The 23128-nt window shown below is 66.8% G+C and carries 14 protein-coding genes; 7 read left to right on the plus strand and 7 right to left on the minus strand.

Going from position 1 to position 23128, the window contains the following annotated elements:
- Window positions 1–205 precede the first annotated feature (205 nt).
- The 7 genes from H9652_RS11025 to tagD all read left to right on the plus strand — a co-directional run bounded on the left by H9652_RS11025 (window position 206) and on the right by tagD (window position 11805).
- Entirely contained in the window at window positions 206–1642 is a 1437-nt protein-coding gene (locus tag H9652_RS11025; protein WP_318244120.1) for a sugar transferase, read from the plus strand.
- Window positions 1643–1834: 192 nt separating this feature from the next.
- A complete protein-coding gene (locus tag H9652_RS11030) occupies window positions 1835–3307 on the plus strand; it encodes an NCS2 family permease (RefSeq protein WP_191796281.1) in 1473 nt (490 codons plus the stop codon).
- Between the two features lie 16 nt (window positions 3308–3323).
- Entirely contained in the window at window positions 3324–4601 is a 1278-nt protein-coding gene (gene manA / locus H9652_RS11035) for a mannose-6-phosphate isomerase, class I (RefSeq protein ID WP_191796282.1), read from the plus strand.
- Between the two features lie 346 nt (window positions 4602–4947).
- Window positions 4948–6627 carry a glycosyltransferase family protein gene (locus H9652_RS11040; RefSeq protein ID WP_318244121.1) on the plus strand — a complete coding sequence of 560 codons (1680 nt, stop codon included), beginning with the start codon at window positions 4948–4950 and terminating at the stop codon, window positions 6625–6627.
- Window positions 6628–6646: 19 nt separating this feature from the next.
- Window positions 6647–7915, plus strand: a complete 1269-nt coding sequence (gene wecC, locus H9652_RS11045; RefSeq protein WP_191796284.1) for a UDP-N-acetyl-D-mannosamine dehydrogenase — start codon at window positions 6647–6649, stop codon at window positions 7913–7915.
- A gap of 88 nt (window positions 7916–8003) precedes the next feature.
- Entirely contained in the window at window positions 8004–11363 is a 3360-nt protein-coding gene (locus H9652_RS11050) for a bifunctional glycosyltransferase/CDP-glycerol:glycerophosphate glycerophosphotransferase (protein ID WP_191796285.1), read from the plus strand.
- A 52-nt stretch (window positions 11364–11415) separates the two neighbouring features.
- Window positions 11416–11805 (plus strand): glycerol-3-phosphate cytidylyltransferase, encoded by a 390-nt coding sequence (gene tagD, locus H9652_RS11055; RefSeq protein ID WP_191796286.1) that lies wholly within the window; start codon window positions 11416–11418, stop codon window positions 11803–11805.
- A 161-nt stretch (window positions 11806–11966) separates the two neighbouring features.
- On the opposite strand, the gene H9652_RS11060 is transcribed toward tagD, so the two are convergent.
- The 7 genes from H9652_RS11060 to H9652_RS11090 all read right to left on the minus strand — a co-directional run bounded on the left by H9652_RS11060 (window position 11967) and on the right by H9652_RS11090 (window position 22874).
- Window positions 11967–12989, minus strand: coding sequence for an XcbB/CpsF family capsular polysaccharide biosynthesis protein (locus H9652_RS11060; RefSeq protein ID WP_191796287.1), 1023 nt, complete (start codon window positions 12987–12989; stop codon window positions 11967–11969).
- Between the two features lie 16 nt (window positions 12990–13005).
- Window positions 13006–16734, minus strand: a complete 3729-nt coding sequence (locus H9652_RS11065) for a CDP-glycerol glycerophosphotransferase family protein (RefSeq protein ID WP_191796288.1) — start codon at window positions 16732–16734, stop codon at window positions 13006–13008.
- A gap of 130 nt (window positions 16735–16864) precedes the next feature.
- Window positions 16865–18022 carry a non-hydrolyzing UDP-N-acetylglucosamine 2-epimerase gene (gene wecB / locus H9652_RS11070; RefSeq protein ID WP_191796289.1) on the minus strand — a complete coding sequence of 386 codons (1158 nt, stop codon included), beginning with the start codon at window positions 18020–18022 and terminating at the stop codon, window positions 16865–16867.
- A 17-nt stretch (window positions 18023–18039) separates the two neighbouring features.
- Window positions 18040–18972, minus strand: coding sequence for an ABC transporter ATP-binding protein (locus tag H9652_RS11075; RefSeq protein ID WP_138822978.1), 933 nt, complete (start codon window positions 18970–18972; stop codon window positions 18040–18042).
- Entirely contained in the window at window positions 18959–19900 is a 942-nt protein-coding gene (locus H9652_RS11080) for an ABC transporter permease (protein ID WP_225228084.1), read from the minus strand. The genes H9652_RS11075 and H9652_RS11080 overlap by 14 nt, the downstream gene beginning before the upstream one ends.
- A complete protein-coding gene (locus H9652_RS11085; RefSeq protein WP_191796290.1) occupies window positions 19897–21645 on the minus strand; it encodes a glycosyltransferase family 4 protein in 1749 nt (582 codons plus the stop codon). Before H9652_RS11085 ends, H9652_RS11080 begins: the two co-directional genes overlap by 4 nt.
- Window positions 21642–22874 carry a glycosyltransferase family 4 protein gene (locus H9652_RS11090; protein WP_318244122.1) on the minus strand — a complete coding sequence of 411 codons (1233 nt, stop codon included), beginning with the start codon at window positions 22872–22874 and terminating at the stop codon, window positions 21642–21644. Before H9652_RS11090 ends, H9652_RS11085 begins: the two co-directional genes overlap by 4 nt.
- Window positions 22875–23128: the final 254 nt, after the last annotated feature.

Consider the following 23128-nt stretch of genomic DNA (forward strand, 5'->3'; position numbering starts at 1 on the left):
GGCGTTCTTCTCACCCGGGTGAAAAGGCTGGTGGGTCATTCATTTCTTTGTGCGCCGACTCTTACGATGAGGCGTTCCGGCGGTCCAGAAGCGGCCGTCGGATTGATCGAGAGGTAGCCGGGCCATGGCCGGAAGCGTCATTCACGATTCGCGTCGTGGACTCCGCCACATCCTGACGACGGCGCAACCCGGGCCCCTTCGGGCGGTGCGCGCCGCGTTCGAGTCGGTCACGTGGGAGCGGTCGTACCGGATCCGCCTCGTCGTCACCGACTTCCTCGCGATCACGATCGGGGTCACCGCGGCGTACTTCCTGCGGTGGGACCAGTTCATCAGCCAGCCCGTCCGCGAGAACCTGTTCCTGCCCTACCTCGTGCTGAGCGTCCTGATCGGCGTCGCCTGGGCCGGCTCGCTCGCGTTCGCCAAGACGCGCGACGTGCGGGTCGTCGGCAGCGGGCCGACCGAGTACCAGCGGGTCTTCGACGCGTCCTGGCGACTCTTCGGCATCCTCGCGATCCTCGCCTTCCTGCTGCGCTTCCAGGAGGCCCGCGGCTACCTGATCTTCGCGTTCCCGCTCGGCCTCGCCGGGCTGCTCCTGGGCCGCTACTTCTGGCGGCAGTGGCTGCACCGCAAGCGGGCCGTGGGTTCTCACCGGACCGCGGTCCTCGCGATCGGGCACCGGGACCAGGCCGAGCGCCTGATCCGCGACCTGAACGAGCGGGACAGCTCCGGGTACCGGGTGGTCGCCGTGTGCACACCCAGCGGTCGCGCCGTTGAGGGTGACGCCATCCTGGGCGTGCCCGTCCTCGGAGACCTCCGCTCGGCAGGCGAGATCGCGGCGCGGGTCGGCGCCGGGTGCGTCGCGGTGAGCGGCTCGGACGCCGTGACCGCGGACGTCGTGCGCCACCTCAGCTGGGAGCTCGAGCCCTTCGGTGTCGACCTCATGCTGACGACCGAGCTGGTCGACGTCGCCGGACCCCGCATCACCATCACCCCGGCCGAGTCCGTGTCCCTCCTGCACGTCGACGCTCCTCGGTTCAGCGGCCCCAAGTTCGTGGTCAAGTCGATCTCGGACTGGTTCGGTGCGGCGATCCTGACGTTCCTCCTGTTGCCTGTCCTGATCGCGGTCGGGCTCGCGGTGCGGCTCACGAGCCGTGGACCGGTCTTCTACTCCCAGCAGCGCGTCGGGCGCAACGGCGAGACGTTCTCGATGCTCAAGTTCCGTTCCATGCGCGTCGGGTCCGACCTGGACCTCACCGCGCTCGCCGCGAACAACGAGGGGTCCGGGCCGCTCTTCAAGATCCGCAACGACCCTCGCGTCACGACCGTCGGCCGCTTCATCCGTCGCTACTCGCTCGACGAGCTGCCGCAGATCTTCAACGTCCTGCGGGGCGACATGAGCCTCGTGGGGCCCCGCCCGCCGCTGCCGCGCGAGGTCAGCACCTACGAGAAGAAGGTGCGCAGGCGCCTGCTCGTCAAGCCCGGCCTGACGGGACTGTGGCAGGTCGGTGGACGCTCGGACCTGTCCTGGGAGGAGAGCGTGCGCCTCGACGTCTACTACGTCGAGAACTGGACGTTGTTCGGCGACATCCTCATCCTGGCGCGCACGGCGAGAGCCGTCGTCTCCGGGCACGGGGCGTACTGAGCACTGCCGTCGCCGGGCTGCGCGCTCGGCGACGGGTGCTCGGCGACGGGCGCTCGGCGACCGCCGACCCGTGGGTGTCTGTCGGCGTGAGCCTTCCGCGTGTCGCGAGGCGGGACGTGACCGCGGACACGTCACTAGCACGTCACGTGGACGATTCGGAAGCGCAACACGGGATCTGGCACCATTCTCCCCATGACCACCACGACTGACGAGCGCGAAGCCCCCCCGCGTTCCAGCGGCATCGACCGCTTCTTCAAGATCACCGAGCGCGGCTCGACCATCGGCGCCGAGATCCGTGGCGGTCTCGTCACGTTCTTCGCGATGTCCTACATCATCATCCTCAACCCGATCATCCTCGGGACGGCCCCCGACGGTACGGGCCAGTTTCTGGGTGGCGGCGCGGACGGCGCGAACTTCCCGATGATCGCCGCGACCACGGCACTCGTCGCGGGCGTCATGACGATCGCGATGGGCGTGTTCGCGAACTACCCCATGGCTCTCGCGGCCGGCCTCGGGCTGAACGCGGTCGTGGCCTTCACGATCGCGTCGATCCCCGAGGTCACGTGGGCCGACGCGATGGGCATCGTCGTCATCGAGGGCCTCATCATCCTGGTGCTCGTCCTCACGGGCTTCCGCGAGGCCGTCTTCCGTGCGGTCCCGGTCGAGCTGAAGACCGCGATCAGCGTGGGCATCGGCCTGTTCATCGCGCTCGTCGGCCTGGTCAACGCCGGGTTCGTCGCCGCGGGCGGCGGCACGCCGCTCCAGCTCGGCGCGACCGGTTCGCTCGCGGGCTGGCCGATCCTGGTCTTCGTCGTCGGCCTGGTCCTCATGATCGTCCTGTGGGTCCGCAAGGTCCGGGGCGCGATCCTCATCTCGATCCTCGCCGCGACGGTCCTCGCAGTGGTCATCCAGGCGGTCGCGGGCGTCGGCACCAAGGGTGCGGGCGCGGCCAACGGGTGGAACCTCAACGCTCCTGAGCTCGACGGCAGCCCGGTCGCGGTCCCCGACTTCGGTCTGCTGGGTCAGTTCTCGCTGCTCGGGTCGATCGAGAAGGTCGGCATCGTCACGGTCGTCCTGCTCGTCTTCTCGCTCCTGCTCGCCGACTTCTTCGACACCATGGGCACCATGGTCGCGGTCGGTGCGGAGGGCAAGCTGCTCGACGAGACGGGCAACCCGCCGAAGTCGCGTGCGATCCTCATCGTCGACTCGGTCGCCGCGGCGGCCGGTGGCGCCGCGAGCGTCTCGTCCAACACGAGCTACGTCGAGTCCACGACCGGCGTTGGCGAGGGCGCGCGCACGGGCCTCGCGGCCGTCGTGACGGGTATCGCCTTCCTGCTGGCGACGTTCCTTTCGCCGCTCGTCGCACTGGTCCCGAGCGAGGCCGCCGCGCCTGCGCTGGTCCTCGTCGGCTTCCTCATGATGACGCAGATCACGGGCATCAAGTGGACGAACGTCGAGGTCGCGATCCCCGCGTTCCTCACGATCGCCCTCATGCCCTTCACCTACTCGATCACCGCGGGCATCGGCGCGGGCTTCCTGGCCTTCGTGGTCATCAAGCTGGCGCTCGGCAAGGTCAAGGCGATCCACCCGCTCATGTGGGTCTCCGCGGTCGCGTTCATCATCTACTTCACCCTCGACCCGATCAGCGACGCCCTGGGCGTCTGACGTACGCTCTCAGGCGATGAGCCTCCCGATCCTGCGCCTGACGCCCACCCTCCAGTCCTACGACTGGGGTTCGAGGAGCGCGCTGCACACGCTCCTGGGGTTGGAGCAGGACGGGGAGCCTCTCGCCGAGCTGTGGATGGGGGCACATCCGAAGGGCCCGTCGTCGGCTTCGGCCGACGGCGGGCCTTCGGCGTCCCTCGCGGACCTGATCCGCAACGACCCGGTCCGGATGCTCGGGCAGCGTGTCCTCGACGACTACGGTCCACGACTGCCGTACCTGCTGAAGGTGCTCGCCGCGGAGCGCGCGCTGTCGTTGCAGGTCCACCCGCAGCCGCACCGGGCGCGTGCCGGGTTCAACCGGGAGAACCGCGAGGGCGTCCCTCGTGACTCGCCGGATCGCAGCTTCCACGACGACCAGCACAAGCCGGAGATGGTCGTGGCGGTCTCCCGGTTCGAGGGGCTCTCGGGCTTCCGTCGGCCGGTGCGGATCCTGGAGCTGCTGGAGGGGCTGAGCGGCGACCTGGTCGCCGCGATGAGGGCCGCGCTGGAGGCGCAGCGCTCGGCAGCGGGCCTGCGGGAGGCCTTCACGCTCGCCCTGCACGCGAGGACAGCGCCCGACGTCGCAGCCGACCTGGCATCGACCGTCGCCGACGTCCGGGCCCGCCTGGCAGCAGGTACGACGTCGCCGCGCGCCGACGCGACCGTGGTCGCTCTCGCGGAGCAGCACCCTGGAGACCCCGGGGCCGTGGTGTCGCTGATGCTGAACCGGGTCACGCTCGAGCCGGGGGAGTCGATGTTCGTCCCTGCCGGGCACGTGCACGCCTACCTGTCAGGGTGCGCGGTCGAGATCATGGCGAGCTCGGACAACGTGCTGCGCGCGGGGCTGACCAGCAAGCGTGTGGACGTCGAGTCGTTGCTGGCCTGCGTGACGTACGCCCCCGGGCCCGCGGCGCGGCCCCGGATCCGGCCGCTGGGGGCGGTCCCCGCACCGGGCCGCCGAGGCATGCCCGCGGTGGAGACGGGACTGCGGGAGTACCGGGCGTCGATCGCGGAGTTCGCGCTGGTCATGGGCGAGGTCGGTGCCGAGGCCGTGCCGCTGCCTGCCGAGGGGCCGAGGATCGTCCTCGCGCTGGACGGAGACCTCGAGGTGGAGTGCCCGGACGATGCAGAAGGGGCACCGGGTGAATCCCTTCGCACCCGGCTGCGGGTGGGGGAGTCGGTCTTCGTCCCCCACGCTGCGGGAACGTTGTCGTTGCACGGATCTGGCCGGACGGTCGTCGCCTACGTGCCCTGAGGGCCGTGGGCTGGGAGGGGCCTGAGAGCGGTACTATAGTGCCGCACTCCGTGGCTCGCTCGTTCAGGCCGGCGGCCCCGCGCAGGCGCTGGGCAAGGGTGTTCCACAGCAACGAGCCAGGATGGCAGATGTGACGACTCGCAGGGGCGGGGGACTGGGCGCGGCGCGCCGAGCCCTCTGGCATCTTCGGCACGGCGGTGTGCCCCAGCTGCGGTCCTTCTTGCGTCGTCGGCGGGTCGTGTCCCCGGGGAGCGGGCGTAGGGCGTATCGCAGCGAAGACGGACTGACGTTCGACCCGTGGGACTCCTCGGACCGTCGGCCGTCGCGGCCGGACCTGCGCGTCGGGGTGATCCTCGACGACTTCTCCCGTCTCGCGTTCGCGTTCGAGTGGGAGCAGGTGCTCCTCGAGCCCTCGACATGGCGTCGGGTGTTGGCCGACGAGCCGATCGATCTGCTCTTCGTCGAGTCGGCGTGGAACGGCAACGGCGGGGCCTGGCAGTACCACCTGACCGGTCCATCGGCGCCCATGCCCGATGTCGTGGAGCTGATCGCGTACTGCCGCGAGCAGGGCATCCCGACGGTCTTCTGGAACAAGGAGGACCCGGTCCACTTCGAGGACTTCCTCGACGCCGCGGCACTCTTCGACCAGGTCTGCACGACCGACGTCCACCGGGTGCCGGACTACGTCGAGCGGCTCGGTCACGACCGCGTGAGCGTTCTTCCCTTCGCTGCCCAGCCCGCGATCCACAACCCGGTGCGGGCGCACGGCCGTGGCCCGGAACGGGATGTCGCGTTCGGTGGCATGTACTTCGCCCACAAGTACCCCGAGCGACGCGAGCAGATGGATCTGCTCCTGGGCGGGGCGTTCGACGTCTCCTCGCGGATGGAGCACGGTCTCGAGATCTTCTCCCGCTTCCAGGGCGGGGACCCGAACTACCAGTTCCCGGAGCCGTTGGCCGGCCGGATCGTGGGGTCGCTCGACTACGAGCGGATGCTGACCGCGTACCGCGAGTACAAGGTGTTCCTCAACGTGAACTCGATCGTCGACTCCCCGAGCATGTGCGCTCGCCGGGTCTTCGAGATCACGGCCTGTGGCACACCGGTGGTGACGACCCCGAGCCGCGCGATCGGTGAGTTCTTCCCCGCGGACGAGGTGTTCGTGGTCTCCGACCGGGCGGAGGCCGGGAACACGGTCCGGGCCCTCGTCAGATCTGCGGAGATGCGTGATCGTGCGACCCACCTGGGCCAACGCAGGATCTGGCGAGAGCACACGTACGGGGCCCGCGTGCAGAGCGTCCTGCACGGTGTCGGCCTGGCTGACTCTCCCGTGGTGCCGCGTGCGTCGGTCACCGCCCTGGTCTCGACCAACCGGCCCCATCAGCTCGACCACGTCCTGCGCTCGGTCGGCGGCCAGGAGGACGTGGCGCTCCAGCTGGCTCTGTTGACCCACGGGTTCGATGTCGACGAGACAGACGTGCGGATGCGCGCCAAGGAGGCGGGTATCGAGGACCTGGTCCTCCTGACCGCAGGCTCCGAGGTACCGCTCGGAGGTTGCCTCAACCGCCTCGTCGCTGCAGCCGACGGCGACGTCGTCGCCAAGATGGACGACGACGACCTGTACGGCGCGCAGTACCTCTCCGACCAGCTGTACGCCATGGCGTACAGCGGCGCCGAGGTCGTGGGCAAGCAGGCGCACTACATGTACGTCGAGGGCATGGACGCGACGCTGCTGCGGTTCGCGGAGCGGGAGCACCGGTTCACCGACTTCGTCATGGGGCCGACGATCGTCGCCCGTCGAGACCTCGCGGCGACGACTCCGTTCCAGGGCGTGAGCCGCGGCGAGGACTCTGCCTTTCTCCGGGACGCCGTGGACGCGGGAGCCCGTGTCTTTTCGGCGGACCGCTTCAACTTCGTCCAGGTGCGCTCCGGGTCCGGTGCGCACACCTGGACGGTGTCCGACGCCGAGCTGCTTGCGAGCGGCGAGGTGCAGTTCTACGGGCGTGCTGATCAGCACGCCTCGTTCTGAGCAAGGAGAACGAAGCACCATGGGCATCAGCTCGGTAGCGGTGATCGGACTGGGATACATCGGTCTCCCTACGGCAGCGATCCTGGCGTCGCAGGACGTCGGCGTCCTCGGCGTCGACGTCAACCAGCGGACCGTCGACGCCGTCAATCGCGGCGACGTGCCGTTCGTCGAGCCGGATCTCGCGACGTACGTCGCGGGCGCCGTGACGCAGGGCAAGCTCAGTGCCGCGCTCACGCCTTCGCCGGCCGACGCCTTCATCGTGGCGGTCCCAACCCCCTTCACGGACGACAGGAAGCCGGACCTCTCCTACATCCAGGCCGCAGCTCAGGCGATTGCCCCGCACCTGCAGGGGGGCGAGCTCCTGATCCTCGAGTCGACCTCCCCACCCGGCACGACACAGCAGATGGCGGACTGGATCCTCGGTGCCCGTCCGGACCTGAGCCTGGACGGTTCGCAGGACCGTCCCGTCATTCATGTGGCGCACTGCCCTGAGCGCGTCCTCCCGGGCCGCGTCATGATCGAGCTCGTGACGAACGACCGGATCGTCGGCGGCCTGACGGTCGAGGCCGCCGAGCGCGCTCGTGACCTCTACCAGCTGTTCTGCCAGGGCGAGATCCACCTGACGAACGCCGTCACCGCTGAGATGGCCAAGCTGGTCGAGAACTCGTTCCGTGACGTGAACATCGCCTTCGCCAACGAGCTCTCGGTGATCAGCGACAACCTCGGCATCGACGTCTGGGAACTGATCGATCTCGCGAACCACCATCCCCGTGTGAACATCTTGAAGCCGGGCGCCGGCGTCGGAGGGCACTGCATCGCTGTCGACCCGTGGTTCATCGTGGCATCGGACCCGAAGAACTCGAAGCTCATCAAGCGAGCACGCAAGGTCAACGACGCCAAGCCACGAAGGGTTGCCAGGCAGGTTGCCGGAATCGCGGAACGGGCGGGGCTGACGAGGATCACAGTTCTCGGGCTCGCGTTCAAGCCCAACATCGACGACATGCGAGAGTCTCCCGCGGTCCAGATCGTCGACAAGCTCGCGAGGCTCTGTCCCACGACCGAGCTGCTCGTCGTCGAGCCGCATGTCCGTTCGCTCCCCGCCAGGCTCTCCAGGCGCCCGAACGTCACCCTGGCCTCCCTCGACGAAGGGTTGGCCGGGGCCCAGCTCGTGGTGCACCTGGTCGACCACGACGTCTTCCAGACCATCGACCCAGATGTCATGGGCGACGAGCGATTCATCAGCTTCTGTCGCCGGTCTCCCTCGGAGGATCGGCACACCCTTGCCTAGCAGCTCGCTGCTCAAGGCGCGGCATGCGGTTGCGCGGCTCCGGCGGAGGTTCCGACGAACGAAGCGATGCACCACTCTGACTGTCGTCGTGCCCGCGTTCAACGCCGAGGAGAGCATCAACGAGTGTCTCCGGAGCATCCTGAACCAGTCGCTTCGAGACATCGATGTCGTCGTGGTGGACGACGGCTCCACCGACCGCACCGCAGCGATCGTCGAAGAGCTCGCCGCGGTCGACTCAAGGCTCCGCTTGATACGAGCCACATCCGCCGGGGCTGGTGCGGCACGCAACCTCGGGATCTCCCACGCGCAAGGAACGTTCCTCGCGTTCGCAGACGCGGACGACGTCGTCCTGCCGGGGGCGTATGCGGCGATGGTCGAGACACTTGAGCGCACAGGCTCGAACTTCGTATCGGGCGGATACGTTCGCACCGGCGGAGCCGGTCAGCACCGACCCGCCATCGTCGAGAAGGGGCACCACGTCGATCGACGGGCGACGACACTGGCGGCTATGCCTGAGATCTTGGACGAGCCGGTGCTCTGGAACAAGGTTTATCGGCGCACCGTGTGGGACTCGGCCGTGCCCGGAATCCCCGAGGAGGTCAACTACGAGGACCAGGAACCCACGCTACGGATGGCGTTGGCTCCGGGAACCTTCGACGTGTTGAACCGTGACGTCTACGCCTGGCGGCTACCTGAGGGGCGACGTTCCCGGTCGCAGAACAAGCAGGAGATCGCAGACCTGCGGGATCGGCTCGATGTCATCGACCGGCTGTCCCATCTTGTCGACGGGCAACAGGAGCAGGTGAGGGCGCACGTCTTCGCCAAGTGGTTGGGGTCGGACCTGGCCCTGCACGCTGGGCACGTCCCCACGTCCGACGACGAGTACTGGGACCTTCTCGCTGATGGTGCGGCGCGCATCGCGCGCCGCGCCCCTCAGGCGACATGGACGAAGATGCCGGCCCAGGAACGCATGCTAGCGGCCGTGCTCACAGAGGGGTCTCGCGTGGACGTCGAGGAGATACTCGCGACACGGTTGGAGGACACGACCAGCGTCCCGTTCGAGCCAGGTGCACGTGGGCTGGAGATCGCCCCGTCGTATCTGGCGCGCCTTCGCACCGCGATCGCCCCTGCCCTGTTGGACGTGCAGCCGGTCGACCTGAGGCTGGCGGGCTCGGTTCGCGACGTCGAGTGGGAAGCTCCTGACGTCCTTCGTGTGCGCGGTTCGTTCTACGTTCCAGGCCTGGACCACGACGCGGTCACGGTGCCCGTCCGGATAAGGGCCATCCGCGAGGACGGCGGAGAAGTCGATCTCACCCTCGTGCCCGCGCCGGACAGTATCGTCGACGAGAGCGCCGCAGACCCCTGGCGTAGTTACGCGATGACCGGGTTCGAGGGGACGGTGCATGTTCCACACCTGCCCGACGACGGCTCTCTCACCTTCGTCGCGTCGGCAGGAGTCGGCGAGGCCGACGTCCGCGCCTCGGTGAAGGTGCGACGAGGGCCACAACGAGTGTGGCCGGGTCCGGTGGCCGACGATCACCGGAACGTGGCCAGGACGGACCACTACGACCGGCTTGTCGTCCAACGTGTCGCGGTGCAGGTCCTGTCTCACGCCGCGACTGTTGCCGGCCGGGACGTGAGGGTCGAGGTCGAGGATCGGGACGGAGCCACGACCGAGAAGGTCGTCCTGCGACAAGGAACAGATCTTTGCGAGCTGTTACCCGTGAACGGACCGGAAGGCAAAGGTCCTCGCGTCTTCGAGGGCAGACTTCCGCCGTTGTCCGGTGCGCTCCTGGTCGCCGGGGAGAGGCGCTGGCTTGTCGAGGGAGTGGACCGCGAAGGACGTTCCCGGCGCGTTTCCTCGGGGCCGTCGTCGAGTGATCCGACCTCTCGAGGACGTTCGGTGTCCGACGATCAGGGTTGCCTCGTCGTAGAGGAACGAGCGCGTCGCGTCAGCGTCACGAGGATCGAGGCGGGACGAGGGGAAGAGATCGTTCTCGTCGGGCGTGCCGATCCTCGACCGGAGGTGTTTCGTGTGGCCCTGTCGAGCTCTCGCGCCAGCGTTGAGCCCCATCAGGTGGAGGTGGCTGGTGACGGCCAGTTTCGTGCGCGATTCACGATCTCGACGACCGATCGGACGCAGAGGAGGGTAGCGCTGCCTTCCAACGGCTTCTTCCTCCGATGGTCGGAGCACGTGACGGGCGAGGTGGACCAGTGGGTACGTGGCGCCGGTGAGATCGTGCGTCGAGAGTTCGAGGTCCGACTGGTTGACACCACCGTGCGCGCGGAGACTCGTCGCGACGGGTCGGTCGGTGTCAATGTCACCGCACCCTTGACGGCGGAGGAACGGACGAGACGCGGACAACGGCAGTTGCGGGCACTGGTGTCTGAACGACCACTTCGTCCGGCCGTCCTGTTCGAGTCCTTCAACGGAAAGTCGGGGGCCGACAACCCGGGAGCAGTGCACCTCGGGCTGCGCCGAGCAGGCGTCACAGCGCCGTTCTACTGGTCGGTGACGGACCACAGCGTTCTGCTGCCGGCCGACGCCATCCCTCTGGTGACGGGATCGCGTGAGTGGCACATGGCGCTCAAGTCGACGAAGGTCCTCATCAGCAACAACAACTTTCCGCACTACTTCTCGAAGTCGGACGGTCAGTTCTTCATCCAGACGTGGCACGGCGTCCCTTTGAAGAGGCTCCTCCTCGACCTGCCTCGCTCCAGAGTGCCGCCCACGTACCGCCGGCTGATGGAACGCCAGGTCGCACAATGGGATCTTCTGCTTGCACCCGACGAGCAGGCGGAGAAGGACCTGCGTTCCGGTCTGGGGTATCGAGGCGAGACCCTGGTCGGTCCGCAGGCTCGAGACGACGTCCTCGTCCAGGGAACTGACGGGCGACATCAAGAGGTTCGTTCGCGCCTGGGGATCGGGGTGGACGAGCGGATCGTTCTCTATGCCCCGACATGGCGAGACTCCGACCGGAGTTCCTGGCTTGATTGGACCACGCGGCTGCAGCTCGACCGGCTCGCCGCTTCCTGGGGGGCGCGTGTACTCCTGCGATCGCACCACATGACACGTGGACGGCACGGTCGAGGTCCAGGCGTCTTTGACGTGAGCAGCTATCCCAAGGCAGAGGACCTGCTCCTGGTGAGCGATGTACTCGTCACCGACTACTCGTCCATCCTCTTTGACTTCGAGCTCACCGGGCGGCCAGTGGTGCACTATGCGCCCGACCTCGAGTACTACCGTGACGAAGAACGAGGCTTCTACCGCGGCTGGCCAGGTGCCAGCACGTGGCCCATCGCCCGCGATCAGCAGGCCCTGGAACCCTTGGTGGCCGAGGCGCTTCGGTCGGTCACCGCAAAGGCGGTGACGAGCCCCACTGTCACGCTCTTCGACGATGTTCAGACCAAGATCCACACGCGGGTCGCCGACGCACTCGGACGATGAGCATGCCACGACCCGTTGAAACAACTCAGTGAAGAACCTAGAGGATGAGCCAGTGAAGCGAGTTATCACCTACGGGACGTTCGACCTTCTGCACTACGGTCACATCAGACTGCTGGAGCGAGCCAAGGCGCAGGGCGACTACCTGATCGTCGCCCTCTCCACCGACGAGTTCAACGCCGGGAAGAACAAGAGGGCGTACTTCAGCTGGGAGGAGCGCCGAGGAATCCTCGAGGCGATCAGGTCGGTGGACCTGGTGATCCCGGAGAAGACCTGGGAGCAGAAGGCGGAGGACATCGTCCGCTACCACGTCGACGTGCTCGTCATGGGGGACGACTGGGAAGGTAAGTTCGATGAGTTCTCGGACCTCTGTGAGGTCAAGTACCTTGCGCGTACCGCCGAAATCTCCACGAGCCAGATCAAGTCGGACCTCTCGACCCGCTAGCACTGCGGCGGGAGGGCGCGTTGATGCACCGCCCCGGATGGCACGGGAGCCTATCGCCATCCAGGGTGAGGGGTTCGGGGCGCCCCAGGTCGACGACGACGGGCCGGACTGCACGAGATGAGTCCCGTGCAGTCCCGCCCGTCAAGCTCTTGGCGGGCCCGCTACACGGAGAAGAACCCGCGAGGCGTCGGCCAACCACACAAGAGGCTGTTGACCAGACTGAGCGTCGGACCGAGAGTCACTCGAGCGACATCCGGATGCGACTTGATCCGGGGACTGTCTGCGGTCATGACCGACACGACCCCGGCCAAAGCCCGGGCCGCATCAATGACGATCGGATACTGAGCCGAGCGCGGGGAGGTCACGAACAGACCTCTGGGTTCACCAGGAGAGTATGTCTCCAGGACCTGCGCAAACAGATTGCCGAACACGGCCTGCTTGGCAGCCGGGAAGACAGGGTGTCCAGTGAAATGCGCATCCGACATCTCCTGCTCGTAGTGAGTGTCATCGAGAATCGGATCGACCGCGACGAACGGGAGGCCGAGCCGAAGTCCGTGGAACGTGGCGCCCGTCCCTCCCTTCGACGGCCCGAGCAGGACGGCTGAGCTACGGGGGATACCCAACTCGTTGATCGTCTGCTCGATGAGCCCGGATATCACAGCCGAGTTGGTAGGCATCGCGGTCGTATCCAGGTAGAACGCGCCGAGAACACCGCCGACGTCAGCGATACGAAGAATGGCAGTGTCATCCGGTATCGATGAGTTGACGTGCTGGTAGTTTCTGGCCATGTAGCGCCACAGGCTTGCACTAGTGGGCGGTGCGTAGATACTGCTGAAAAGAACAAGAAGTCGCCGAGGCTCCACTTCGGAGGGAAGCTCCAAGGAATAGTAGGCGCCATTGTCGCTTACTGAGAGGTCCCCGTCGATGACGGCTTTCCACAATGTCGAAAGGCGGCGTTGATGAACAAATCGTGACTCGCCCTCGCTGGCCATGTAGTGAAGATATCCGCGTGAGGCGAGCGTCTTGACCATGGTATGGGTCTCGAGGTCCCTCACGCCGATAGTCACGAAGTTGCGTTGTGTAGATATGTCCGCGCGGCGAAGATGGAGAAAGTTGGCCTGGGGGTTTGCATCGAGCGTGTCCAGCATGACGCGGTTCGTCCATGGGTTCTCAAGTGTCGCCACGGTCGTGAGTGTCGGGCTAGTCATCGGAGCAGTCTCCAGTCTTAAGCGCGCACTGGACCAGGGCATCGAACTCGCGCTTTGATGTGGCGTTGTACTTGGGTGCAACAAAAGCCTCGGTAGAGTCGCCCCGGTGTTCGATCGTGGCGACGAGGGCGGCGGCCAGGTCGTCGCTGTTCGGCTTAACGACCGACCCGTATCCAAGGTGCGTAGCTTCTAGAATTCCAGGCGAAGGGTAAGTCACGATGGGGGTACCCAGGGTCATCGCCTCGAAGAGGACCATCGGCTGGCCTTCGTGCAGCGACGTCAAGGTGAAGACGTCTGCGAGCGCAACGAGCGGCATTGGATTGGCTAGCTGTCCGGTAAGCCGCACGTGATCGGCGAGGCCAAGCGACTGGATCGTGGCCTCGAGAGACGACTCCATCGGTCCGGACCCGACGATGAGGGCAAGGACCCTTGGGTACGTTGCCCGAAGTGTCTGGACCGCATGAATGATGTCCGCCTGGTTCTTCTCGGTGGACAGCCGTCCGACGGTCACGATCACGGGCCACCGGCTCGCAGTAGCCGATGCGACAGGTGCAGGCAGTTCCTCTTTCGCGCGAGACTGGATCGACTCCCAGTCGAGCGCATTGTGAACAGTGGAGACTTGACCGGGTCTGACGTGTCCCAAAGCCCCGAGGGTCGCCTGATTCAGTGTGGCGGTCGCACCGGAGACAGCGGCGAGCTGATCGAATCGTCGGTAGAGGCGGAAGATCCGGGCAAGCCTGGGAAAACGGACGAGAGACTCGTCAAGCATTTGGCTGTGCATGAACGCGATACTGTGGCCATTCCTTGCGTGCGCGACACTGAAAAGAGACATCCAATACAGCGAGTATCCCTCGAATTCGATGTACACGGCAGGTAGGGGAGTTCCAAGCACCCTAACGTGTTCACGCTCATAGGCGGCATCGAACAGTTTTCGTTGTGCGAATGACATCTGACCGGTGTGGGTAAAGCGGTCGATGACCCACTGTTCCTCCGGTGTGGCCAGAAGGACCCCTTGTCTGCCGATCAACATCACGTCCTCCGGGACGAGGCGCAGCATCGCTGCTCGCCCCTCGTCTTTCGCAACCTTGTCTGGCTCGACGATGAGCGAGATTTCGTATTTCTCCCGATCGATTGTCTTTAGGAGGCTAATCAGGGAAGTGGTGATCCCGTTCGGGATGAGAGAAGCGTAGAAAACCAAGCGAACTTTTTCGGCTGTCTGGAGCGACGGCTTCGGAGCGGAATAGAGTAGGTCGATGCACCGTTGTGCCGCATTGCCGTCTTCATGTGCGACGTACTTCTGTCGGCTGGCCCTGTAGCGAGGTCCAGGAGTGAACGTGTCATGAGAGCTCAAGAGGTCGACCAGGCTCGTCCGGTCGGTGCAGATGTCGTCGAAGGCCTGGGATGGGTGGAAATAGAGCCCTCGTTGTGCGGCATATGTGTCGATGTCCGGAGCGTAGATGATGACCCGGCGATTGGTGACGAGAAAATCGAACATGAGGCTCGAGAAGTCGGTGACGAGAACGTCGGCGGCCCCCATCACTTCGTACGTGTCGATCGCCTCGGGTACCTGAATCGCGGGAAGGTCTAGACCCTCCAGTTGGTTCTCGACAAGATGGTGCATGCGGAATAGCACGTGGGTGTCCGGCGTTCTTGCCATGGCAGTGAGGTCGTCTGTTATTGCTGCGACGTCGACGGTGCGGTCCGTGGGGGAGCCACGCCAGGTCGGGGCGTAGAAGACGATCTGGGACGTAGGACTCACTGGTAGGCCGAGCTTCTGAAGCAGCGCGGCTCGGGAATTGTGGCGGTTTGCTCCGACTACTTGGTCGAGCCGCGGTGAACCGGTCGCGATGGCGGATCCCGAGTACAGGCCGGAGATGTCGTAGTCATTGACCAGAGCGTCTCGGGTATGCTCATTCGGCGCAAATATGTGCGTAGTATTGAGAAAGTTTCGGGCGACGTTCGCGTGGTCCATGATGCCGGACTTGATGTGCTTCCCCATGGCCTTGATCGGGGTGCCATGCCAGAGGTTCAGATACTTCTGCTCCGGACGCCTCGCGAAATATTCGACAAAGGACGTATTATTAATGAGGGTGCCCGCTGTGGCGAGCATTCGGATGTATAACTCGCTCCCATAACTGGCCAGCACCGTTCGGGGGTGCGTGAGCAGCGCCTCGGGGACGGAGGTATCGGACTTGACCGTCCAGACGAAGAGGGCATCGCGGTATCGATCATCCCTGATCATCGCCTTGTACATTGCGAGGGGGTTGCAGGAGATCTTCTCCCCCCAGTAGGACTCGAACATGACCACCCGGTTGTTGACCGGATGGCGGCTCCAGTACTCGGCATAGAGTGCGCGACGACGCTTGTGCGTCGACGTCAGGACCTCGTCGAGCGGGATTCCGTCCGGCCGACTGAACTCGCGAGCTGCCAGTAGGACGTCGGTCGCTCCAACGTAGTCGCCTCCGGAGGCGAGCGCCTGTGCGTGGTCAGCAGCCGCACCCAACTCGATCTCGTTCGCACGCTCCCTGTATCGAGCGAAGGCATGGATCGAGCGCTCGGGGTCGCGCGCCTCGCTGAGGAGTCGTGCGTGCCTTAGCCAAGACTCGGGGCTCGTCGGGTACTGCGCGACACCGGCCTCGGCTATGCGCAGCTGGTGTTGCAGTGAGCGGGACCGGCCCTCGGCCTTGGAAAGGGACGATTCGTCGTCAGACCCCGAGGTCAGCTGAAGTGGCTGCGGCCTCCGTGCGAAGGCGAGGAGTGCGACGAAGGCTTCCTTGTGAGCCCCGATTCGGTCTAGGCAAAATCCCAGCCGATAGGCCCAGTCGTTTTGCTTCCATTGACCGATCTCGAGAGCTCGCGAGTAGGCATCTGCGGCCAACTCGTACTCATGGTTTCGTTCGAGTGCATGTGCCAACTTGTAGTTCCAGTAGGCCTTCTCTGGCTCGAGGACGAGGGCGGTGTTGAACCAGTGAATCGCCTCTTCCCACCTGTACTGCCGATCGAGCGCGTACGCCGCTTTAAAGGCGATCAACGGAAGTCTATTGCCTTCGTTCCAGGACCTCATGTACCACTCGGAGGCCTTCTCCCAGTCGCCCTGAGCCTGAAACAACGCACCTGGACCCAGGGTTGCGGCGTCGTGCTTCGTATCGAGGCGACTGGCGACCCGGTATTCCTCGACAGCCTCGTCGACCTGCCCGATTCCTTCGAGCGCCAGGCCGTGCGAGAGATGCGTCTGCGCCGTGCCGGACGTGATCTGGTGATACTTGGCGTACTCTGACGCGGCCAACTTGTGGTCACGCATTGCGCTCGCGGCGCGTGCCAGTGCAAGTATCGAGTTCTCGTCAGTGAGGGTGCGCGCTGCACGTGCTACTAGGTCGAGCTTTCGCCACGCCGGGACACCTGTTGGAACCGAGGCGAGGATCTCGCGCGCCGCGCGCTTGTTGCTCGGATCAAGCTGTAGGGCAGTCTCGAAGTGCCCGACTGCTTCGTCCCTTCGATGGAGGGCCTGGAGGCACCTTCCGGCCCTGTAATGCCACTCAGAGACGCCAGGACGGAGCGCGATCGCAGCCAAGTAGGACCCGAGCGCGGTCTCGAAGCGCTTCTTCCTCTCCTGGACGAAACCTAGCTTGTGTTGCCATTCGGCCTGCCCTGGATTCAGTTCGACAGCCGAGGCGAACTGCTGTTCAGCGGCGTCGATCTTCCCGGTCTTGAGAAGTTCCAAGCCGTACTTGTACCGTGCTGCCGCGTTGGTGGGTCGCGAAGCGGAGGCAATTGCCTTGCGCGCGACCAGCTTTGCCGTGTTTGCCGTACGTCTGGCCAGGGTATCTGTGCTGGGGATCATCTGGATCGTCTCACTTGCGTGTGGTGCCGAAGGTGGTGGTCTGCATGTTTCCTGGGTTGGCCGATCTACGGTCGGTGTTCGACCTGAGCGCATGAAGGGAAGACTGGGCCGCGTCACCGTTCCCGTACGGGTTCGTGGAGCCCGCCATCCTGTCGTAAAGCTCTTGACTACTGAGCAACTGGCGAATCTGATGCTCGACGTCTTCTTGGCATGTTCCAATGAGTCGCGTGGTTCCAGCGGCGACGCCTTCGGGCCTTTCGGTGCTATCGCGAAGGACGAGGACTGGCTTTCCGAGGCTGGGCGCCTCCTCCTGGATGCCTCCTGAGTCTGTGACGATGAGGTAGCTTAATGACATAAGGCGGGTGAACTGACCGTAGTTCAGCGGTTCGATCGTCGTCACGTTGGCGATGTTGTTCAACGCCGGGAGTAGAGCTTCCCTTACCAGGGGGTTACGGTGCAGAGGGAGGACGATCTCGACGTCCGGAAACTCAAGCGCGATCTGGGCCAGGGCACGACCGACACCCAGCATCGCAGCCCCCCAGTTCTCCCGGCGATGGGTCGTGAGGAGCAGGATTCTTCGTCCGCTCGCAGCAAGAGCCTCCAGAGCGGGATCGTCGAAGTGGACCTCCTTCGACGCGGTCATGAGAAGTGCATCGATAACTGTGTTCCCCGTGACCACGATCGTCGAGTCGTCCACGCCTTCGGCCAGCAGGTTCGCCCGGGACACCTCCGTCGGCGCCAGGTGGAGCGCGGCGATCTGGGTCGTGATCCTCCGGTTGGCCTCCTCGGGGAACGGCGACGAGATGTCGCCGCTGCGGAGGCCGGCTTCCAGGTGGATGACGGGGATCTGCCGGTAGAACGCGGCGAGTGCGGCAGCCGTCGACGTCGACGTGTCGCCCTGCACGATGACCGCCGCGGGCTCCTCCTTCTCGAGGATCGGGTCCAGCCCCTCGATGACGCGCGCGAAGATCTGCGCGAGCGTCTGCCCGTGGCTCATGATGTTCAGGTCGTGGTCCGGGACGATGCCGAACAGCTCGTTGACCTGGTCGAGCATCTCGCGGTGCTGCCCGGTGACGACGGTGACGCTCTCGAAGTCGTCACTGGCTTCGAGGGCCTTGATGACCGGGGCGACCTTGATGGCCTCCGGCCGGGTCCCGTAGACGGTCATGATGCGGGGGCGCACCGCTACCTGCTCTCTTCTGTGTCTCGGGTGCTCTTCCGCTGCCCTCGGACGTGGCGTGGGGTGTAGAACTTCCCCGGTGGCTCTTCGATCTTGACGAAGGTGTCCTCGCGCTCTCGGAGCGCTTCTTCGATGATGGTTTTGGCTTCTTCGGGCTTGTCCTTGGCGATCGCCCACGCCCACTTGCGGTAGCGCAGGGCGACGTCCTCGGCGGGGCCGTCCAGGATGAGGCGACCGTGGTTGAGCCAGATCGCGCGGGTGCACGTCTCCTCGATGGTCTGTGCGGCGTGGCTCACCAGGAAGACGGTTCCGGCGTTCTCACGGAGCTTCTCCATCCGCACCTCGCTACGCTCCTTGAACGCGGCGTCACCCGTGGCGAGCGCCTCGTCGATCAGCAGGATGTCCGGGTTCGCCGCCGTCGCGATGGCGAAGCGGAGACGGGACCCCATGCCGGACGAGTACGTCTTCATGGGGAGGTAGATCGACTTGCCGAGTCCGGCGAGCCGGATGACGTCGGGCACCGCCAGGGCGGTCTCCTCGGGGGAGAGTCCCATGGCGAGGCAGCCGAGCCTGACGTTCTGCTCACCGGAGAGGTCGGGGACGAGGGCCGCGTTGACGCCGATCAGGACGGGGCTGCTCTCGGCGAGCACCTGGCCGCGTGCAGGCTTCTCGAGCCCGGCGATGATCCGCAGCAGGGTGCTCTTGCCCGACCCGTTCTGACCGACGATGCCGATCTGCTCACCGGACCGGGCGACGAAGGAGATGCCGGCGAGCGCGCGGACGATGACCATGGGCTGACGCCCCATCAGCGTCCTTGCCGCGCGGGTCAGCCGGTTGGAGCGCCGCCGCTCGGCCGCGTCCGTCGACGGGACGCGGTATCGCACGTGGACGTCCTGGACCGCGACCGTGGCCGTGGCGAACGGGTCAGAGGCGACCATACGATTCCTCCCCCTGCCAGAACACCAGGAAGCCCACGATCACGGTGCCGAACGCCCACGCACTCAGGGCGAGCCACATCGAGCCGGCCGGGGTCTCGCCATAGAGGAGACAGTCGCGCACCATGTCCAGCACCATGAACATGGGGTTGGCCTCCATGAGCGACAGGACGGTCGGGTGGTCGATGAACCGCTCGTAGGAGAAGAAGACCGCCGAACCGTAGAGCCACAGCCGCATCGCGAACGAGATGAGCTGGTTGAGGTCGGGGACCTTGGCGGCTGCGCGCGCGAGCAGCAGTGCGAGCCCGGTGCAGAAGACCACCTGGAGCGCCAGCACCCCAGGGACCAGCAGCACCCGCCATGTGATGGCCTCGGTCGGCGGCAGGACGAGGAGGATCGCGACCATCGCCCCGAGGACCGGAACCATGTTGAGCATCTCGCGCAGGATGACGGAGATGGGGAGCGCGGCTCGGGGAAACGCGAACGCACGGATGAGGTTCCGCCCGGCGGTGATGGAGCGGGCACCGCCCGTGACGCAACGCGTCGTGAAGGCGAAGAGGAAGACCCCGACGATCAGGTAACCCAGGAAGTTCTCGATCCCCCGCGAGGACTTGAGCAGCAGCCCGAAGATCAGGAAGTACGTGAGCCCGTCCAGAACCGGCTTGAGCACGAGCCACGCCGTGCCGAGCAGTGTCTCCCGGGTACCGCTCGTGACCTTGGCCCGGGCGTCGGCCCACAGGAAGTGGCGCCGGCCCCAGAGCTGGGAGACGTACTCGCCGAGCGGTGGCCGTGCTCCGACCCGCGTCAGGCGCCCTGCCGAGATGACCTCGATCTTGGTCTCGGGCCCCTGGAAGAGCATCGCGTAGAGATCCGCGGGGCTGGCCTTCCCCTCCGTCTGCCCGGTCGTCGGGGCCTTCGATGCTGCGGTCATGAGGCGAATCCTAGGCAACGTCGGTAGATGCTCCGGTATGCGTCCGCGTTCTTCGCCCAGGTGCGCTCGCTCGCGAGTGCTCGACCTCGGGTGACGAGCTCCTCCGCGAGTGCCGCGTCGTGGTGCAGCGACTCGATCGTGTCGGCCCATGCGTCGACGTCGTCCGGGGCGACGAGGAGGCCGCCACGGGGAGCGTCGAGCACCTCGGCGAGAGCGGGCAGGTCGCTCGCGACCACGGGCCTGCCGATCGCCATGGCCTCGACGGGCTTGAGCGGCGTGACCAGCCGTGTCACGCGGTCGTCGCGGCGCGGCACGAGGAACACGTCGAGCGCCGCCATGTAGAGGGAGGCCTGCTCGTGCGGCACCCGTCCCGGGAGGATCGCGTGCGCGCCCAGCCCCAGCTCGTCGGCGAGGCGCACGAGCGAGGGCCGGGAGACGCCGTCGCCCACGACGAGCGCGGTCGCGTCGACGCCTCGCTGCCGGAGGAGCGCGACGGCGCGCAGGATCGTGTCGTGCCCCTCGTACCCGACGAGGCTGCTCACGGTGCCGACGACGAACGCGGCCTCGGGCAGCCCCAGCGCCGCCCGGGCGGCGTCGGGGGCCGGGTGCTCCGACAGGAGCGAGGACCGCACGGCGTTCGGCACGACCGAGATCCGCTCGGCCGGTACGCCGCGGGAGACGAGCTCGTCGCGCATGGTCGCGCTCAGGGTCACGACGGCGTCCGCGGACGTCGCGAGCTCGGTCTCCTTGGCGCGGAGCAACGCCCGGCGCTCGGAGCGCTCCGCGGCCTCGCGGGCCTCGGGCGTCCCGTGCGAGGCGACCCAGGTCTCCTCGGGCAGGCCGCGCACCTCGTAGACCCACGGGATCCCCAGGCGTCGCGCCGCTGCGCGGGTGACGTCCCCGTTGGTCCCGGGGGTCGTGGTGTGCAGGAGGTCGGGGGCGAAGTCCTCCGCGGACCGGACGAGCAGGTCGGTCGCGTCCGCGAACCGTCGGGCGGGATCGTTCGGCAGCCTGGACGGGATCAGTCGTCGGTACGGGATCCCGTCGACGACGTCGACCCCCCGGGCGGTCAACGACCCGATGGTCACCGGGTAGCCGGCCCGGGTGGTGGCTTCGACCCGCATCCCCGCGTCCCGCTGGGCCGTGAGGACCGCGTGGCTGCGCAGGGTGTACCCGCTCTGGGTGTGCGGCAACGAGTTGGTGAGGTGGTGCAGCACGGCGAGCGTCGCCGTCGGGCCGGGAGAGGCGGCAGGTCGCTCGCGGGGTGCGACCTCCGCGCGCGGCGCGAGGGCGTCGACCTGACCCAGCAGGCTCGCGAGGACGCGGCGCTCGGCGCGGCCCGACGCCCGTGCCGCGCGCAGGGCAGCGACGTCGCCCCGCTGCCACAAGGCGCGCAGGTGCGCAGGTCCGGGGGAGGGGAAAGCGTCCAGAAGGTCGGGACGCCCGACGGCGACGGCCACCTCGCCCCCGATCCGCGACCGCCCGCCGGACGACTCGAGGAGTCGGGTCGACTCGTCGGCAGCACCGGCGGAGTCGCCCGCGAGGTAGCGCGAGAGAGCGCGCGGCGCCGACGGGGACGGTGCCAGGCCCAGGGCGCGCACGGCGCCGGCCCGGACCCGGGCGGGGGAGCGCCGCACGGCCTGGATCAGGAGCCAGACCGGGTCGTCGACGAGCGCGCGCGTCCCGAAGGACAGGGCGAACCGGACGTTGCGGGTGAGGTCCCGCACGGCGGACGGGCGGCTCATCGGGCCAGGTCGTCGAGCAGGGCGAGGTACGTCGCGGCGAGGACGTCGTCGTTCGCATGGATCGCGACCCACGCGCTGGCGGCACGGCTCGCGACGGGGGCGACCCCGGACTCCGCATAGCCGGCCCAGAGGTTCGCCAGCGCCTCGACGTCCCCGGGTGGCACGACGTCCCCCGCCTCGAGCGCGAGGACGAGCTCGGCCGACTCTCCCGCGACGCACGCGGTGACGTGGTGCCCCGAGGCCATGACCTCGTACAGCTTCGAGGGCACGGTCCACTGGAAGGGCTCCCAGTCACGGAGCGAGACCACGAGGGTGTCCGCCCACTCGTACAGGGCCTCGATCTCGGTGTGGGGGATCGGCGGCCCGACCGTCACCGGCGCTCCCAACGAACGAGCGAGTGCTGCGAGCTGTGCCGCGTCGTTGCCTGCTCCGACGATCCGGACCTCGATCGGCAGCCCGCGCGACTCGACCACCGCAGCGGCACGCACCGCGACCTCGAGACCCTGTGACCTGCCGAGCGTGCCTGCGTAGACGACGCGGAACGGCCGCGGCTCGAGGTCGGTCCCCGGCACCACTACGGGACGGCTGACCACGGGGAAGGCCGTGCCGTTGCGCACGACCGCGACGTTGCGGGCACCACGGGAACGGAGGACGTCGGCGAACGTCTCCGTCGTGGTCACCACCAGGTCCGCGCGCGACTGCAACCGCGTGATGACCCGGTGGGCGAGCGTCGTCGCGAAGGCGCGACCGGGACGGCGCTGGGCGAGCGAACCGGTCATGATCCCGCTCGGCCGGATGAGGTCGGGCCAGGCGTCGCGCATCTCGACCACCAGGGCCGCGCGGAAGATCCGCGCGAGCGCCCAGGCCGCGAACATGCTCGGGATCCCGGGCACGGTCCCGATCACGACGGTCGGGCGGTGGGTGCGCCGGCGCAGGCGCCGCAGACCCAGCCCGATCGAGCTGATGGCGGCCACCAGGTGGTCCGCGGTGCGTGAGACCAGGCCGGTCGTGTGCTCCCGGTAGTGCACCCGGATGATGCGCTCACCGTGCGCGCCGCGGGAGACGGTCCCCGGGCGCAGCTCGGCGGAGCCCGGAGCGAGGGTGCCCGACGGGTAGTGCGGAGGGGGGGTCAGCACGCTCACGTCGACACCCGCACTGACGAACCGGGCGACGAGAGCCCCCCAACGGCGCTGCGGCGCACCGGTCTCGGGGGCGTAGTGATGGGTCACCAGGAGGACGTGATGCCCCGACGACGGCTTCCGTCGCGCGCGGAGCGCTCCCCTCGTGCGGCGGCGGTCCATGTCCCCCTGATTTCCCTCGGCAGTGTGGGAGGACATCGGTCGGCACAGCCCGCTCGCCTTCACGTATCGGGCGAAATGGCGTACGGAAGTCCCACGTTCTCTCGCTAAACCTCCACATTCTATCGCTGTGGTGGGTGTCCGAACGAAACACCCGTGCTGCTCAGGGGGTGAAGAGGTGCGCG

The sequence above is a fragment of the Oerskovia rustica genome, from assembly GCF_014836555.1.
Lineage (GTDB): Bacteria > Actinomycetota > Actinomycetes > Actinomycetales > Cellulomonadaceae > Oerskovia > Oerskovia rustica.

Coding starts and splice junctions, on each gene's coding strand:
- H9652_RS11030 (WP_191796281.1), top strand. CDS start 1,835: ATGACCACCACGACTGACGAGCGCGAAGCCCCCCCGCGTTCCAGCGGC.
- wecC (WP_191796284.1), top strand. CDS start 6,647: ATGGGCATCAGCTCGGTAGCGGTGATCGGACTGGGATACATCGGTCTC.
- H9652_RS11085 (WP_191796290.1), bottom strand. CDS start 21,645: ATGAGCCGCCCGTCCGCCGTGCGGGACCTCACCCGCAACGTCCGGTTC.
- H9652_RS11075 (WP_138822978.1), bottom strand. CDS start 18,972: ATGGTCGCCTCTGACCCGTTCGCCACGGCCACGGTCGCGGTCCAGGAC.
- H9652_RS11080 (WP_225228084.1), bottom strand. CDS start 19,900: ATGACCGCAGCATCGAAGGCCCCGACGACCGGGCAGACGGAGGGGAAG.
- wecB (WP_191796289.1), bottom strand. CDS start 18,022: ATGACCGTCTACGGGACCCGGCCGGAGGCCATCAAGGTCGCCCCGGTC.
- manA (WP_191796282.1), top strand. CDS start 3,324: ATGAGCCTCCCGATCCTGCGCCTGACGCCCACCCTCCAGTCCTACGAC.